This is a genomic window from Curtobacterium sp. ISL-83, from assembly GCF_018613895.1.
GTDB lineage: Bacteria > Actinomycetota > Actinomycetes > Actinomycetales > Microbacteriaceae > Curtobacterium.
In genome coordinates this window covers 1-15,580 of record NZ_JAGGPH010000017.1, presented here as the reverse complement: position 1 = coordinate 15,580, position 15,580 = coordinate 1, and the positions used below count along the sequence as shown (strand labels likewise).

Annotated in this window: 15 protein-coding genes; 7 read left to right on the top strand and 8 right to left on the bottom strand. The window is 71.3% G+C overall.

Annotation, left to right across the window (positions count from 1 at the left end):
• Positions 1-2: 2 nt before the first annotated feature.
• The gene (locus J7E22_RS15900) at positions 3-1,076 is read right to left on the bottom strand and encodes an AraC family transcriptional regulator (RefSeq protein WP_214982819.1); all 1,074 of its coding nucleotides are present in this window, start codon (positions 1,074-1,076) and stop codon (positions 3-5) included.
• Complete coding sequence (locus J7E22_RS15895; RefSeq protein WP_214982818.1) at positions 1,076-1,276, bottom strand: hypothetical protein; 201 nt, start codon at positions 1,274-1,276, stop codon at positions 1,076-1,078. The genes J7E22_RS15900 and J7E22_RS15895 overlap by 1 nt, the downstream gene beginning before the upstream one ends.
• 217 nt (positions 1,277-1,493) lie before the next feature.
• On the opposite strand from J7E22_RS15895, the gene J7E22_RS15890 reads away from it, so the two are divergent.
• Positions 1,494-2,243 (top strand): ABC transporter permease, encoded by a 750-nt coding sequence (locus tag J7E22_RS15890; RefSeq protein ID WP_308159281.1) that lies wholly within the window; start codon positions 1,494-1,496, stop codon positions 2,241-2,243.
• Between the two features lie 72 nt (positions 2,244-2,315).
• Here J7E22_RS15890 and J7E22_RS15885 read toward each other — a convergent pair whose 3' ends face one another.
• From J7E22_RS15885 to J7E22_RS15875, 3 genes are all read right to left on the bottom strand, one after another.
• Positions 2,316-2,810, bottom strand: a complete 495-nt coding sequence (locus tag J7E22_RS15885) for an HNH endonuclease (protein WP_214982816.1) — start codon at positions 2,808-2,810, stop codon at positions 2,316-2,318.
• A gap of 384 nt (positions 2,811-3,194) precedes the next feature.
• Positions 3,195-4,169 carry a C40 family peptidase gene (locus J7E22_RS18040; protein ID WP_214982815.1) on the bottom strand — a complete coding sequence of 325 codons (975 nt, stop codon included), beginning with the start codon at positions 4,167-4,169 and terminating at the stop codon, positions 3,195-3,197.
• 255 nt (positions 4,170-4,424) lie between these two features.
• Positions 4,425-5,120, bottom strand: a complete 696-nt coding sequence (locus J7E22_RS15875) for a metal-dependent transcriptional regulator (protein WP_214982814.1) — start codon at positions 5,118-5,120, stop codon at positions 4,425-4,427.
• Positions 5,121-5,296: 176 nt separating this feature from the next.
• On the opposite strand from J7E22_RS15875, the gene serC reads away from it, so the two are divergent.
• A complete protein-coding gene (gene serC / locus J7E22_RS15870; protein ID WP_214982813.1) occupies positions 5,297-6,412 on the top strand; it encodes a phosphoserine transaminase in 1,116 nt (371 codons plus the stop codon).
• Positions 6,413-6,531: 119 nt separating this feature from the next.
• Here the strand turns inward: serC and J7E22_RS15865 are convergent, their stop codons facing one another.
• Together J7E22_RS15865 and J7E22_RS15860 are read right to left on the bottom strand one after the other, a co-directional pair.
• Positions 6,532-7,362: a DUF3027 domain-containing protein gene (locus J7E22_RS15865; RefSeq protein WP_214982812.1), complete on the bottom strand. Its 831-nt coding sequence runs from the start codon at positions 7,360-7,362 to the stop codon at positions 6,532-6,534.
• A complete protein-coding gene (locus J7E22_RS15860; protein WP_214982811.1) occupies positions 7,362-7,739 on the bottom strand; it encodes a cold-shock protein in 378 nt (125 codons plus the stop codon). The genes J7E22_RS15865 and J7E22_RS15860 overlap by 1 nt, the downstream gene beginning before the upstream one ends.
• 56 nt (positions 7,740-7,795) lie before the next feature.
• On the opposite strand from J7E22_RS15860, the gene J7E22_RS15855 reads away from it, so the two are divergent.
• From J7E22_RS15855 to J7E22_RS15835, 5 genes are all read left to right on the top strand, one after another.
• The gene (locus tag J7E22_RS15855) at positions 7,796-8,095 is read left to right on the top strand and encodes a hypothetical protein (protein WP_214982810.1); all 300 of its coding nucleotides are present in this window, start codon (positions 7,796-7,798) and stop codon (positions 8,093-8,095) included.
• Positions 8,096-8,126: 31 nt separating this feature from the next.
• Positions 8,127-9,923 carry a helicase-associated domain-containing protein gene (locus J7E22_RS15850; protein WP_214982809.1) on the top strand — a complete coding sequence of 599 codons (1,797 nt, stop codon included), beginning with the start codon at positions 8,127-8,129 and terminating at the stop codon, positions 9,921-9,923.
• Positions 9,924-10,063: 140 nt separating this feature from the next.
• Positions 10,064-11,758, top strand: a complete 1,695-nt coding sequence (locus J7E22_RS15845; protein ID WP_214982808.1) for a DNA repair helicase XPB — start codon at positions 10,064-10,066, stop codon at positions 11,756-11,758.
• Positions 11,759-11,881: 123 nt separating this feature from the next.
• Positions 11,882-12,577: a response regulator transcription factor gene (locus J7E22_RS15840; RefSeq protein WP_071298388.1), complete on the top strand. Its 696-nt coding sequence runs from the start codon at positions 11,882-11,884 to the stop codon at positions 12,575-12,577.
• Positions 12,578-12,645: 68 nt separating this feature from the next.
• Positions 12,646-14,355 carry a cell wall metabolism sensor histidine kinase WalK gene (locus tag J7E22_RS15835; RefSeq protein ID WP_214982807.1) on the top strand — a complete coding sequence of 570 codons (1,710 nt, stop codon included), beginning with the start codon at positions 12,646-12,648 and terminating at the stop codon, positions 14,353-14,355.
• Positions 14,356-14,418: 63 nt separating this feature from the next.
• Here the strand turns inward: J7E22_RS15835 and J7E22_RS15830 are convergent, their stop codons facing one another.
• Positions 14,419-15,354 carry a hypothetical protein gene (locus tag J7E22_RS15830; protein WP_214982806.1) on the bottom strand — a complete coding sequence of 312 codons (936 nt, stop codon included), beginning with the start codon at positions 15,352-15,354 and terminating at the stop codon, positions 14,419-14,421.
• Positions 15,355-15,580: the final 226 nt, after the last annotated feature.

Below are 15,580 nucleotides of genomic sequence, written 5' to 3'. Positions count from 1 at the left end.
GTTCAGCGTGTCCGGCGGAGGGTGTGGCTCGGTCGTTCCCCGAACCGTTGCGCGTACTCGCCGGCGAAGCGTCCGAGGTGCGAGAAGCCCCACCGTCCGGCGATCGTGCCGACGGAGGACAGGTGCGGGTCCGCAGCGAGCAGGTCGGCCCGCACCCCGTCGAGCCGGACCTCGCGCAGGTAGAGCATCGGCGTCGTCCCGAGCACGTTGCGGAAGTTCTCCTGCAGGCTCCGGATGCTCGTGTTCGCCGCACAGGCGATCGCCCCCACGGTGAGGGGGTCCCGCGCGTGGGCGTGGATGAAGTCCACCGCGCGGCGCAGGTTCGCCCGGTCGGGCTGGCTCAGCGCGTCGTGGAACGCGTCCAACCGCGGCGGGTAGAGCTCGAGCAGCGCCGCCGCGACCCCGCGGGACGCTTCGTGCCAGCGCAGCGATCCGGCGCCGCCGGTCCGGAGCGCAGCCGAGGCCGCGCGGACCGCGGTGAACCACCGCTCGGTGGCAGCCGGGGTCGGTTCCGCGGTGTGGTCGAACAGGAGTGCATCGCCCCCGCCACCGATGGACTCGAGGTCGTACCGTTCCGACGCCACGTCGAGGACGAGGTCGCGGTGCACGTGGACGAGGCGTTGGTCCCAGTCCTCGGACACGAAGTCGAAGGGGCGCCCGGGCGGGAAGAGTGCGGGCTGGTGTGGTCGCTGGACCACCTCGTCACGTCCGACGTCGATGCGCGCCGCACCACGGTCGATCCACTCCACGACGAAGTCGTCACCGGTCGCGACGTCACCCCTGAGGGCTCCGTGCATCTGCGAGCGGCGGAGCGACAGCTCGGTGTCGCCGAGCGCGGCGTACCGGAACCAGAACGGGCCGTCGGTCGGCGCCGCGTGCCACCGCTTCCCCGCGTACAACCCGGCGAGGGCCGCGATCGCGTGGTCGGTGTCGGTCCCGGCGATGGACTCGCGGACCGGGTCGGCGAGGCTCGTCACGTCCGCGACGAGGGACGCGTCCGACGGGAGCGGGTCGACAGCGCGGAAGCTGCAGGCTGCGGCGGGCTGGACCGGTCGCGTCGTCAGCGCGGTGGTCATCAGACACCCACCGTCATCACGAGCGCGAGCCCGCGGAGGTGCGGTCCGTCCGACGGGCCCGTCGGTCGGCGCGCAACGGCGGCCCCCGCGATGAGGCCGTCGCGGCAGGCCGGGTCGCCGAACGCCGACGGGACGCGCTGCTCGCGGTGGTTCCTCGTCGACCCGGGAAGCATCCCCGATCCCTGTTCGTGGCGTGTCACGATGTGTCCCTGCTCATGTCGAGGTCCTGTCCTGGTGCCGGTCGCGCCGCGGGTGCGACGCTGTGCCGGTAGACAGAAACGGTACGTCGGAGACGGAACCAGTACGAGGGGATCGACTCGAGACCGCGGATGGTGTATACGTCGTGCGTACTCCGGCCCGACGAGCCACACCGCGCTCCCGGTACGATGCCGCCATGACCGGCTCCGTGCTCCGCCCGTGACCGCGGACGAGATCGTCCGCACCCTCGTCGGGGTGCTCCTGCTCGTGGCCGTGGCGACGACCGTGCTGCTCACCGCCCGTGCAGCGTCGCCCTGGGCGCCGGCGGCCGCGATCCTCCGGGGCGTCGTGCAGCTCGCGGCGATCAGCCTGGTGCTCACCGGGATCATCCGGTCGCCGCTCCTCATCGCGCTGGCCCTGACGGTGATGTTCTCCGTGGCGGCCACGACCGCGGCACGACGACTCGGTGGCCTGCGGACGGGCCTCGCCCCGGTGGCGGTCACGATGGCCGCGGGCATCCTGGTGAGCGGCGTCGTGGTGTTCGGTTCGGGCGCGATCGCGTTCAGCCCGCGCTACGTCCTGGCGGTCGGCGGGATCGTGATCGGCAACGCGATGTCCATCGCGACGATGGCCGGGCGACGCTTCCGTGAGCTCGTCGACGACCGGTGGGAGGAGGTCGAGGGCTGGCTCGCACTCGGCGCCACCCCGAGACGCTCGACGGTCGACCTCGTGCGCCGGGCGGTCAGCGCCGCCCTCATCCCGACGGTCGACCAGACGAAGACGACCGGTCTCGTCACCCTGCCCGGTGCGTTCGTCGGTGCGATCTTCGGCGGGGTCTCACCGCTCGAGGCCGGCCGGTTCCAGATCGTCGTCCTCGCCGCGATCATGGCCACCGGCAGCGTGACCGCGGTGCTCCTGACCAGGTGGCTGGCCCCGGTCCGCACCCGGCCGTCCCTGCGCGAGCGGTAGACGGACAGGAGGCGCGGTGCCAGCTGGCACCGCGCCTCCCGTTCGTCGCGGGTCAGGGCCGGATGATCGCCGCTACGCGGCCACCAGGTACTCGTCCCAGTCCGCCTCGGGCCGTTCGATCCCGCGCACCACCCACGATGCCCCGTGCGGAGCGCGCGGCCGGAACCGGAGCCGCCACCCCATCTCCTGCGGCGTGCGGTCGCCCTTGGCGTTGTTGCACGCCAGGCAGCAGGCCACCAGGTTCTCCCACGAGTCCTGCCCCCCGCGTGACTTCGGCTGCACGTGGTCGATAGTCGTCGCATGCCGGTCGCAGTAGGCGCAGCGGTTCGCGTCGCGACGGAGCACCCCGCGACGGGACACCGGCACGAGTCTCGACTGCGGGATCCGCACGTAGCGGGTCAGGATGATGACGGACGGACGGTCGTAGCTCGACGTCGACCCGGTGACCGGGTGGTCGGCGTCCGCTGCGACGATGGCGGCCTTCTGGTTCATGACCAGCACGAGGGCCCGACGGAACGAGATCACCGCGAGGGGCTCGTAACCGGCGTTGAGGACGAGAGTGCGCATGGGTTCCCTTCCGACGAGCCTGGACGGCTTCCAGGCGGTGCGGGTGCGTCGGGCCGGAGACGGCGGGCGGGGACCACGAGCCGAGCGTGCACGACCCCTGAACCACGAAGAGCACCACCCGTTGCGGGCAGTGCTCTCGTCATGCAGGGGCGTGCTCGTGCACGCAGGCTGTGGTCGACCGTATGTCGACGTGCGCGCGCCAACCCGTGGTGCGGGTCGTGCGGAACGCTGACATGAGGTCTCCCTGTCCGGGCGGGTTCGGACCGTTGCAGCGCCAGGGTACGTCAGAAACCGGCCCGGCACGAGGGTGCGCGGGCCGGTTCCGGCGATGTTCACGGATTCGACGGCGTCCGGTCGGGACGAGCGTCGGACCGGTTCAGGTCGTCAGATGCCGAAGCGGACGATGTGGTAGTCGCTGGTCCAGATCGGGCGGATCGAGATCGCGCCGCCCGGCTTGGGGGCGTCCATGATCATGCCGTTGCCCATGTAGAAGCCGTCGTGGGCCTCGCTGTTGAAGATGACGACGTCGCCCGGCTGGGCCTCGGACTCGGGGATCGTGGTTCCCGCGTGGTCCTGCAGGGGCACGGAGTGCGCCAGGTTGATGCCGTACTGGGCGTAGACGAACATGACGAAGCCGGAGCAGTCGAAGCCCGACGGGTCGGCGCCACCGAAGACGTAGGGGGTGCCGATGTACTGCTTCGCGGTCGCGACGACGGCCGGCAGCGAGAACGGGGTGTTCGCGGCCTTGGCGGTGGCCACGTAGTCCGAGGCGGTGGGGCCCGTGTACGAGGAGAACTGCTTCGCGGTGGCGGCCCGGGCCGCCTGGGTGGCGGCGGCCTGCTTCGCGGAGGCAGCTGCGGCCGCGGCTGCGACAGCGGCGGCCTGCTGCGCCTTCTCGGCGTTCAGGGTCGCGGTCGAGGTCGCGCCGTACCCGTCGCGACTGGTGCCGGCGAGGGCGACCGCGTCGGAGACCGAGAAGTCCTGGCTCTGGGTGGTGCGGATCTGACGCTCGGCGGTGGCGGCGTTCGACGTGCTCGACGGCTGCGTTGCCGCGATGGCCGGGGCGACGGCGACGGTCCCGAACATGCCGACGGCGACGGTCAACACGACCGGCGCGAGGAAGCGGCGCTTCTTGGCGGACGCGGTGGACTTCGCCGTGGCGGCGGTGCGGGCTGCAGCGGCCTGGGCGGCACGACGGCCTCCGGGCAGCGGGGCCTCGCGCACGGGCGTCACCTTGCGGACGGAGCCGGTGTCGGCCTGGCGGAGCGCACGCCGGGTGAGCGGAGCGTCGGTGGCGGTCTCGGTGTTCGTCGGGTGTGCGGGCGTGAGGTCGCCCGCGGCGGAACCGGTCTGCGTCAAGAGTGGTGTCTCCGGCGCCTCGTCACCACGTCGCGGCCAGTGGCCGGTCGGTGCAACCCCATCCGTTCGTCATCGTTTCCGATCGAGGCAGGAGACGGGTGTCGAGACGTCCTGCCACGGGTCCTCGGGGCCGTGATCCCGGGGACTCGTCGAGTGTACGGGGCCACCGTTACCTTGTCGAGATGAAACCGCCCGTTTGTAACGGAACGATTAAGAACCCCTGGTCAGCGGCGAGAAACTGATCAGCTCGAAGAATCAGTTCGTCTCGATGTAGACGTGCTGTGCGACCTCGGCGGGCAGTTCGATGCCGGACTCTTCACCCTCGACCCGCACGGCGACGTACGCCCCGGCACGCTGCACGCTCGCGAGTCGGCCGGGCATCACGCCGGCGGTCCGCAGCTGGTGCAGGAGCTCCGGTTCGAACTGGACGGGCTCCCCGAGGCGACGGATGACCCCCGTGGCGACCTGGTCCGTGCCCTCGGTCGCGACGACGATGTTGTGCACACCCGCCAGGAACGGCTCGGCAGCGGGGCCGCCGATCTCGGCGAGGCCCGGGATCGGGTTGCCGTACGGGGACTCGGTGGGGTTGCCGAGCATCTCGAGCAGCCGGACCTCGACCTGCTCGCTCATGACGTGTTCCCAGCGGCAGGCCTCGTCGTGGACGAACGCCCAGTCGAGTCCGATGACGTCGGCGAGGAGCCGCTCCGCCAGCCGGTGCTTGCGCATCACGTGCGTGGCGCGCGAACGTCCCTCGTCGGTGAGTTCGAGGTGCCGGTCCCCGGAGACCACGACCAGGCCGTCGCGCTCCATGCGGGCGATGGTCTGCGAGACCGTCGGCCCGGAGTGCCCGAGGCGCTCGGAGATGCGCGCGCGCAGCGGGACGATCCCCTCTTCTTCGAGGTCCAGGATGGTCCGCAGGTACATCTCCGTGGTGTCGACGAGATCGGTCACGGTCCGCCTCTCATGTCCGGGGTGCAGCGCGCCCCACCCTACTTGTTCACGGCGACGGGCACCGAACGGTGCCACGCCCCTCGAGATGCCAACAGCCGGGAGGCGCGGTGCATGCCCGCCCCGTCCGGCCGGTGCAGGGTCGCCTGGGTTGGGATACCACTCGGTAGGATCGGCGCATGGCAGACATCGTCATCCCCGCCGAACTCCTCCCGACCGACGGACGCTTCGGATGCGGCCCGTCCAAGATCCGTGGCGCGCAGCTCGAGTCCCTCGTGACCCGCGGCGCGACGATCCTCGGGACGTCGCACCGGCAGAAGCCCGTCAAGGACCTGGTCGGCAGCGTCCGCTCGGGTCTCGCCGACCTGTTCGACCTGCCCGACGGGTACGAGGTCGTCCTCGGCAACGGCGGTTCGACCGCGTTCTGGGACGCTGCGGCGTTCGGGCTCGTCGAGCACCGTGCCGAGAACCTGTCCTTCGGTGAGTTCGGCTCCAAGTTCGCCAAGGCCGTCGCCGCGCCGTGGCTCGAGGCCCCGCACGTCATCGAGGCACCCGGTGGGTCCCTCGCCGCGCTCGAGCCGGTGGAGGGCGTCGACGTCTACGCCTACCCGCACAACGAGACCTCGACCGGTGTGATGGCCCCGGTCGTCCGCGCCGTCGGCGACCCCGGCGCCCTGACCGTCGTCGATGCGACCAGTGCCGCGGGCGGTGCCGCGTTCGACGTCAGCGCGACGGACGTCTACTACTTCGCCCCGCAGAAGAACTTCGCGTCGGACGGCGGGCTGTGGCTCGCGCTGTTCTCCCCCGCCGCGATCGAGCGCGTCGAGCGGATCGCCGCATCCGGCCGCTACATCCCGGAGTTCCTGTCGCTGAAGAACGCGGTGGACAACTCGCGGTTGAACCAGACGCTGAACACCCCGGCCCTCGCGACCCTGCTGCTGCTCGACGACCAGGTGCAGTGGATCAACCAGTCCGGTGGCCTCGCGTGGGCGGACCTCCGCACGAAGACCTCGTCGGCGACGCTCTACGACTGGGCCGGCTCGGTCGACTACGCGACGCCGTTCGTGACCGTGCCGGAGCACCGGTCGCAGGTCGTCGCCACGATCGACCTCGACGACTCCATCGACGCGAAGGCCGTCGCCGCGACCCTGCGGCAGAACGGCATCGTCGACACCGAGCCGTACCGGAAGCTCGGCCGAAACCAGCTGCGCGTGGCGACGTTCACCGCGATCGACCCGGACGACGTCGCGAAGCTCGTGCGCGCCATCGACTACACGGTCACCGCGCTGCGCTGACCCGCCGACCCGGCACTGCCTCACCGCGGAACGGACGCAGCACCACGGGATCCCGTGGTGCTGCGTCCGTTCCGTGTCTCTCGCGCTGCGCGGTCGCCCACCGGGGCGCCCCGATCGCGTCAGGAGGAGTGGAACTCCGGGTCGACCTCGCTCGCGTCGAGCCGGTCGGCCTCCAGGTCGTCGTCCGGGTCGACCGGACGGACGCGGCGGGAGCGACGTCGAGCAGCGCGGGCCGGAGGCGCCGGGGCCTCGTCGTCGTCGTCATCATCGTCGTCGTCGTCGTCGGAGTCGTCGTCCGCGGGGTCGAGCTCGTCGACGTCGACCCCGTCGATGTCGTCCTCGGTCTCGTCGAGGTCGTCCTCGTCGGCGTCGAACTCGTCATCGTCGTCGTCGTCGTCATCGGACTCGTCATCGTCCGACTCGTCGTCGTCCTCGTCCGAGTAGTCCGAGTCGTCGTCGGAGTCGTCGTCCTCGTCCGAGTCGTCATCCTCGTCGGATTCGTCGTCGTGCTCCGCACCGTCCTGCGCCGCGCGGTAGTCCGCGAGCCGCTCGGACCACGGGACCCACTCCGGCGCCAGCAGCGAACCGTCGCCCGGCATGAGCTCGACCTCGAGCACGGTCGGCTCGTCGTCACCGATCTGCGCGACGCTCACCGTCCACCGCCAACCGGGGTAGCCGGCCATCCGGTTCGAGAACTGCACGGAGACGACGCCGTCGCCCTCGTCGACGGTGCCGACCGACGAACCGACGGTCTCCTCCGGCGTCACCTCGAGCAGCGCCGTCCGGGCGAGCGCGGTGTACTCGGCGAGTTGTGCAGCGGTGGGCGCCGGACGCGGCGGCGCCGGAGGCGTGGGCGCCGGCTGCGTCGACTCGGACCCGTCGGACAGCGCGTCCGCGGGAGCCTCGGCGTTCGGTGTCGGGTCGACGGGGGTGGGCTCGATGTCAGTCATCACGCATCCAACTGGTCTGCGACGTGGCGCAGGATCGCGGCGGTCCGGGCGCCGTTCTTCGGGTAGTGGCCGTGGCGGAGGTCACCGCTGATCCGGTCGAGCTCCTTCACGAGGTCCTCGACGATGACGGCCATGTCGTCCGCGGAGCGGCGGGACATCTTCGCGAGCGACGGCTGCGGGTCGAGCAGTCGGACGGACAGCGCCTGCGAGCCCTTCTTGCCCTGCACGACGCCGTACTCCAGGCGGGAACCGGCCTTGACCGTCGTGACGCCGTCGGGCAGCGAGGACGCGTGCAGGAACACCTGGTCGCCGTCGTCGCCGGTGATGAACCCGAACCCCTTGTCGTCGTCGTAGAACTTGACCTTGCCGGTGGGCATGCGTTGGACTCCTCGAGGTCGTGGAACAGCCGTGGTGCGTCGGATATCCTGGGCCGATGGCCAAGCCGACCCGTCCCACCGGGAACTCACGCGAATCCGCGGACTCCCCGGTGACGTTCAATCGTACCGAACGTGCTCTCGCGTTCATGGTCGGCGGGATCTTCGTCCTCGGCCTGCTGTGCTTCGTGGCGATGATCATCATGTGGTTGACCGCCCCGGGCGCCGAAGGACAGATGCCCTGGCCCGTCGTCATGGCGATCCCGCTCGTCGGGTTCCCGATCGGCATGGTCATGGTCTTCGTGCTCCTGGCGATCACCTGGACCCGCCGCGCCCGCGAGAACCGACAGGCGCGCTGACGTCCGCCGGACGTCACGCAGCCACGGGTCGATGACGACCACCGCCGATCTGGCCGCCCGACTCCGGGCCCTGCCGGACGACGCCCTCGAACGCCTGGTCCTCGCCCGGCGGCTCCCCACCGCCGTCCTCGCCGAGACGGGCTCCCAGCGCGTCTCCGACTTCTTCGACCTCGCCGAGGCGCTCCGCACGGACGACGCCGTGGACGCCGCGATCGAACACCTGCCGCGGCGCACACTCATCGCCCTGCAGCACGGCGGCGACCCGGACGCGCTGGTCCCCGCGGTCGAGCTCGGGCTCGCCGACGCGGACGGCGGCGTGGACGACGCGGTCGCCTCGCGCCTGGCCGCCCACTCGGAGCTCGCGGCCCTCGTGCCCGGTGCCACGACCGACGACGGCCGGCCGGGAGGCGCGGGGCAGGTCCGTCCCGCCGGCTCAGCAGCCGACCCCGCCGACCAGGACCGCGCGCGGGCCGCCGGCGCCGAGCACGCCTTCGAGACCATGACGGTGTTGGCCGAGCTGCTGCGCGCCGTGGACCACGGCACGGTCCGCGAACTCGTGAAGGGCGGCATCGGCGCACCGCTCGCCCGCACCCTCGCCGAGCGAGCCGGCGCGGACGCCGACGTGATCCCGGATCGGCTGTCCCTGCTCGACGGCGTCGGCTTCGCCGTGGTCGAGGACGGTGCCTGGCTGGCCACCGACGCCGGGAGCGCCTGGCTCACGGCGGGGTGGCCGGACCGCTGGACCTCGCTCGTCACCGCGTGGCGCGAGCGCCTGGACACGGCCGTGCACGAGGTCCTCGCCCTCGCCGGCGACGACCTCCGCGACCTCGTCGCCCTCGGCCGCTGGGCGTACCCCGCCGGTGCCCGCTGGCTCGACGCCGTCCTGCTCGACGCCGCCGGCACCGCCGGAGCGCTCGGCCTGACGGTGGACGGGCACGTGACGCCGACCGGTCGTGCGCTCCTCGACGACGCACCCGACGCCGCCGCGCACGCGATCGCCGACCTGCCGAACACGGTCGACAGCGTCTACCTGCAGCACGACCTGACCGTGATCGCGCCTGGGCCGCTCGCGCCGGCGGACGACGACGCCCTGCGCGCGGTCGCCGACCTCGAGGCACCGGGGCTCGCGGCCCGCTACCGGATCTCCGAGGACTCCCTCCGGCGCGCCCTCCGTGCCGGACACACCCGTGACGAGGTGGTGGGGCTGCTGGAACGCCTCGCCGCCACCGGCCTGCCACAGCCCCTCGCCTACCTGATCGACCAGGTGGCGGCCCGCGACGGCGGACTCGTGGTCGACCTCGGGCCGGACGGCGTCGGGACGGTCGTGCACGGCACCCCGGACCAGCTCGACCTGATCGGGGTCGACGCCGAGCTCCGCCAGATGGCGTGGGAACGTCCCGACCTGACGACCCTCGTCACCCGCTACCCGGCGCACGTCGTCCACACCGCGCTCGAGGACCAGCGGTACCCGGCCGTCCTGACCACCGCAGCCCGCCCCGTCTCGCACACCGCGCCTCCCGGCCGCCGTCGCGGAGCGGGACGGTCCCCGGAACAGGCGGCGCACGCGCTGGTGGGGCGCCTCCGCGTCACCACCGAACGCGGTGACGCGGAGCCGGAGCAGGAGTGGCTCGGGCGGCAGATCGACCTCGCCGTCCGCGGTCGCACCCCGATCCGGCTGACCGTCCGGATGCCGGACGGCAGCGAGCGGCCGTTCTCCATCGTGCCCACCTCGGTCGCCGCGGGTCGGGTGCGCGGCCGCGACACGGCGGTGGACGTCGAGCGCACCCTGCCGCTGTCCCTGGTCGTCGCGGTCGAGAGCGACGCCTGACCCGACGGGCGCCCGATACGGCAGAGCAGGCGCGATGCCGCCACCTGCCCCCCGCGACGCGCGCACCGAGCGCTGGTGCCGATGTGCCCCCAGCGGACATCGGGGCGGGAACGCAGCCGCGCCGCCTAGGCTGATCCGTCATGAACGGACCGCTGATCGTGCAGAGCGACCGCACCGTGCTCCTCGAGGTGGCGCACCCCGACGCCGAGGACGCACGGCACGAGCTCTCGGCGTTCGCTGAACTCGAACGCGCCCCGGAGCACGTGCACACGTACCGCATCACCCGGCTCGGCCTGTGGAACGCGCGGGCCGCCGGACACGACGCCGAGTCGATGATCGACACCCTCGAGAAGTTCGCCAAGTTCCCGGTGCCGCAGAGCGTCACCGTGGACATCCGCGACACCGTTTCCCGCTACGGGCGGCTCGTCATCCGTCGCCAGGAACGCCCGGATGCGCCCGCGATCGCGAACTCCCCCGGGGAGGAACTCGAGCGCCAGCCCGTGCTGCTGCTCACCTCGTCCGAACCGGCCATCCTGGCCGAGGTCGTCCGGTCCAAGCGCATCAAGCCGCTCCTGGGCGACCAGGTCGACCCGGAGCAGATCGAGCTGCAGCCGTGGGCCCGCGGGCAGATCAAGCAGGAGCTCGTGAAGCTCGGGTGGCCGGCCGAGGACCTCGCCGGGTACACGCCGGGGCAGCCGCACGAGATCGCCCTCGACACGTCCGAGTGGCACATGCGTCCGTACCAGGAGCAGGCGGTGGACACGTTCTTCGCCCAGGGCTCCGGCGTGGTCGTGCTGCCCTGTGGTGCCGGCAAGACCCTCGTGGGCGCCGGCGCCATGGCGACCGTGAAGGCGACGACGCTCATCCTCGTCACGAACACGGTCTCGGCCAGGCAGTGGCGCGACGAGCTGCTCCGCCGCACCACCCTGACCGCGGACGAGATCGGGGAGTACTCCGGCAGCGTCAAGGAGATCCGGCCGGTCACGATCGCGACCTACCAGATCCTCACGGCCCGCCGGAAGGGCGAGTACACGCACCTGTCGCTCCTCGACGCCCTCGACTGGGGCCTCATCGTCTACGACGAGGTGCACCTGCTCCCCGCGCCGGTGTTCAAGCTGACCGCCGACCTGCAGGCCCGACGACGACTCGGGCTCACCGCGACGCTCGTGCGCGAGGACGGGCGCGAGGGCGACGTGTTCTCGCTCATCGGCCCGAAGCGCTACGACGCCCCGTGGAAGGAGATCGAGGCACAGGGGTACATCTCCCCCGCGTCCTGCTACGAGGTCCGCATCGACCTCCCGCACCAGGACCGGCTGGAGTACGCCGCCTCGAGCGACGACGAGCGCTACCGGCTCGCCGCGACCTCCCCCGCGAAGACCCCCGTCGTCCGCGACCTCATCGAGAAGCACCGCGGCGAGCAGATCCTCGTGATCGGGCAGTACATCGACCAGCTCGACGACCTCGCCGAGCGCCTGGACGCGGCCGAGATCACCGGGGCCACGCCCATCGACGAACGTGAGCGGCTCTACCAGGCCTTCCGCGAGGGCTCGATCGACGTCCTCGTGGTGTCGAAGGTCGCGAACTTCTCGATCGACCTCCCGGACGCGACGGTGGCGATCCAGGTGTCCGGCTCGTTCGGCTCCCGGCAAGAGGAGGCGCAGCGGCTCGGTCGCCTGCTCCGGCCGAACAAGGACGGCCTGCCGGCGTCGTTCTACACGCTGGTCGCGCGGGACACGGTGGACCAGGACTTCGCGCAGAACCGGCAGCGGTTCCTGGCGGAGCAGGGGTACTCGTACACGATCCTCGACGCGGACCAGGTGGCCGAGGCCGCCTGACGGCGGTTCCCGGCTTCCGGACTGGAGGAGCGGTGCCAGCTGGCACCGTTCCTCCAGACTGTCACAGGGTGACGCACGAACCGCTCCCAGGAAATCCTTAGGGAACGGTCAGAAGATAGGCCCATGAGCGATGGCCCCAAGATCCTGATCGTCGATGACGAGCCGAACATCCGCGACCTCCTGACGACCTCGTTGCGCTTCGCCGGATTCGCCGTCCGTGCGGTCGGCAACGGTGCCCAGGCGATCTCCGCCGTGCTCGAGGAAGAGCCGGACCTGATCATCCTCGACGTCATGCTCCCGGACATGAACGGCTTCGGCGTCACCAAGCGCCTGCGGTCGTCGGGGTACACCTCCCCGATCCTGTTCCTCACCGCGAAGGACGACACCGAGGACAAGATCACCGGCCTCACCGTCGGCGGCGACGACTACGTGACCAAGCCGTTCTCGCTCGACGAGATCGTGGCCCGCATCAAGGCCATCCTCCGTCGCACCATGAACGACGAGGAAGACGCGATCATCCGCGCCGGCGAGCTGACGATGGACCAGGACACGCACGAGGTCACCATCGGCGACGCCCAGATCGAACTCTCCCCGACCGAGTTCAAGCTCCTGCGCTACCTGATGCTCAACCCGAACCGCGTGCTCTCGAAGGCGCAGATCCTCGACCACGTGTGGGAGTACGACTTCAACGGCGACGCGGGCATCGTCGAGTCGTACATCTCGTACCTGCGTCGGAAGCTCGACCAGTACTCCACCGAGCCGATCATCCAGACCAAGCGCGGGTTCGGGTACATGCTCAAGGCGTCCAAGGCCTCCTAGGTCCTCGGATCGTCTTCACGGCGGCTGCCGGGTTTCGACCCGCAGCCGCCGTCTATCGTTGGGGCAGCATGCACACGCGAATGAGCCACTGGTGGGACGGGATCTCCCTGCGCACCAAGATCACCGGGATCACGGTGCTGCTGGTGGCGCTCGGACTCCTCGTGGCCGGGCTCGGCACGATGACCGTGCTGTCCACGTACCTGATGTCGCAGCTCGACAACAACGTCAAGCAGACCACCGAGCAGCTCGAGGGTCAGAACATCAGCGACGGCGAGCAGTACTGCAAGCTGTCCGTGGTCCTCTCGCAGAGCGCCTACGTCGCCGCGTACGACGCCCACAGCGCGCAGATCTGCCAGACCCGGGCATCGAGCCGACCCGACATCCGGCAGCTCGACTTCGCCGCCGCGGCCAAGGCCGGCACGCGGTTCTCGCTCTACGACAGCCGGCACAACCACGAGTGGCGCGCACAGGTCATCCCCGCGGCACTGCAGAACCGCACCGACGGCACCACCGAGACCGGGTTCGTGCTGGTCGCGGTGTCCAGCGCCGACGCCGACCAGACCATCGCCCGGTTCACCGTGATCTTCCTCGGGTTCGGCATCTCGGTCATCCTGCTCGGCGCCATGCTCACCCGGCTCCTCGTCACGGCCACGTTCGACCCGCTACGCGACGTCGAGGACACCGCCGCACGGTTCGCCGCCGGGGACTTCAACCAGCGGCTCGAAGCCGACACCCCGAACACCGAGGTCGGTCGTCTGAACCGATCCCTGAACGTCATGCTCGAGCGCATCGACAGCGCGTTCGAGGACCGGCAGCGGACCATCGACCAGATGCGCCGGTTCGTCGGGGACGCCTCGCACGAGCTCCGCACGCCCCTCGTGTCGCTCCGCGGGTACGCCGAGCTCTACCGCATGGGCGCACTCCGCAAGGAAGAAGACGTCGCCCAGGCGATGGAGCGGATCGAGAAGGAAGCCCAGCGCATGGGGCTCCTCGTGCAGGACCTGCTGCAGCTCGCGCGCATCGACGAGTCCAAGCCGCTCGAACTCGGCCCGGTCGACCTCGTCGCGATCGCCCGCGACGCCGCGCTCGACACGATGGCCTCCAACCCCGATCGTGAGATCCAGGTGCTCGTCGAGGACTCGGTGACCGGCGAGAGCATCGCGCAGGCCGTGCGCCCCGCCGCCGACGTCGACAGCGCCCTGCCGCCCGTGTCGCCGACCTCGGCGAACACCACCGGCCCGATCGCGTTCTCGCGGCAGACGATCGCACGCCTGCGGGCCCGGCGCACCCGGGCGATGAGCGTCGACGCCGGCGTACTCACCGACGAGACCACGCCGCTGCCCACCGTCGTGCTGCCGAAGCGTCCGCCGATCGTCCTCGCTGAGGAGAACAAGATCCGGCAGATCGTCACGAACCTGATGGGCAACGCCATGCGGTTCACCGAGCACGACGACCCGATCGAGATCGGCATCGGCGTGGACGACGAGCGCGGGATGGCGCACCTCGACGTCATCGACCACGGTGAGGGCATCCCCCCGCAGCTCCGCGACAAGATCTTCCAGCGGTTCTGGCGCGCCGACACCTCGCGCGCGCGGGACACCGGCGGGTCCGGGCTGGGGCTCGCGATCGTCTCGGGCATCGTCGCGGCGCACCACGGCTCGGTCGAGGTCTTCGACACCGAGGGCGGTGGCGCCACCTTCCGCGTGTGGCTCCCCCTGCTCCCCCGGGATTACAGCGACGCGGCCGCCCCCGGCGCCCCGGAGGCCCCCGCCGCCTGACCCGGCCGCCGGCCGCCGGCGGGCGGCGTATCGCGCGCGGTGCCCCCGAGCGTGCACTTTTCGTCACCCTCGCCCGCCGCGAGCGACATCTTCTGCCCGATGACCGGTCGGCCGACGGGGTGTCCTGCCCGCTCGGTCAGCGAACGCCTGGCGCAGTCGTTCGAACAGGACCGCGGGCCGGGCTGGATCGACAGCGGTCGCGTGGATGACGAGCCAGCCGTTGACGACGAACCCGTTCCCCCGGCGCTGATCGCGGCGGAAGGTCGCCTGGTCCCGGTGATGGTCCCCGTCGTACTCCAGCGCGATCCGGTACTCGGGCCACGCCATGTCCACGCGGCCGAGGAAGTCCCCCGAGCTCCCGTGCACGTCGATGTTGAGCTGCGGTTCGGGGAAGCCGGCGTCCACGACCGCGAGCCGCAGAGCGCTCTCCATCGCAGACTCCGAGCCGACGCGCACACGCTCGAGCGCCGCACGGGCCACCTGCGCGCCGCGGGCTCCGGGCCGGACGGCCGCGGCGAGGTCGTCGACGCTTGCCAGGCCCGCACGGCCGACCATGTGGTCCCCGACCGCGACCAGTTCGGCGACGGTGAGGACACCAGCGCACTCGAACCACGTCCGAGCCGGACTGCTCACCCGCTTCCCTTCGTGCTCGCGCACGTCCGGGTACCGGCACCGGTGACCGATCACGCCGTTCCGTCGCATCGCTGCTTCCGAACTGGACGAGACGTGCACGGTCGTGTCGTCGCGGAGCCGGGCCGGCAAGGGCGCGCTCCAGATCCGAGCAGCGGTCACGTGGCTGAACCACTGGTCCGGTCGGAGGACCACGGCGAGAGCCTCCACCGGCGTGACATCCGAGCACGCGCTTGCCCGGACGCCGTGCACGGGGGTGACCAGGTCACGGCGACGGAGACGTTCACGGGACACGCCATCTGCCACAGCACCCCGGACGCGGAACGGGATCGCGCCGAGCGGGTCGGGGAGCGGTGCTGGTGGAGCCATGCACGGCATCATCCGACGCGCGGTGCGGTCGTCACCCGGCGTCCGCCGCACTTTTGGAGAACGACGCGAGCCACGACTCCTGTGTGGGACGGACGCTTGGAGCGACCGGGCAGGACCCGCCGCGCCGCAACCAGCGACCGAGCGGAACTCGTCGTCAGACGGGCGCCAGCGTGACGAAAAGTGCCCGGTCAGCCAGCCGCCCCGGCCGCCCCGCCCCCCCCCCCCC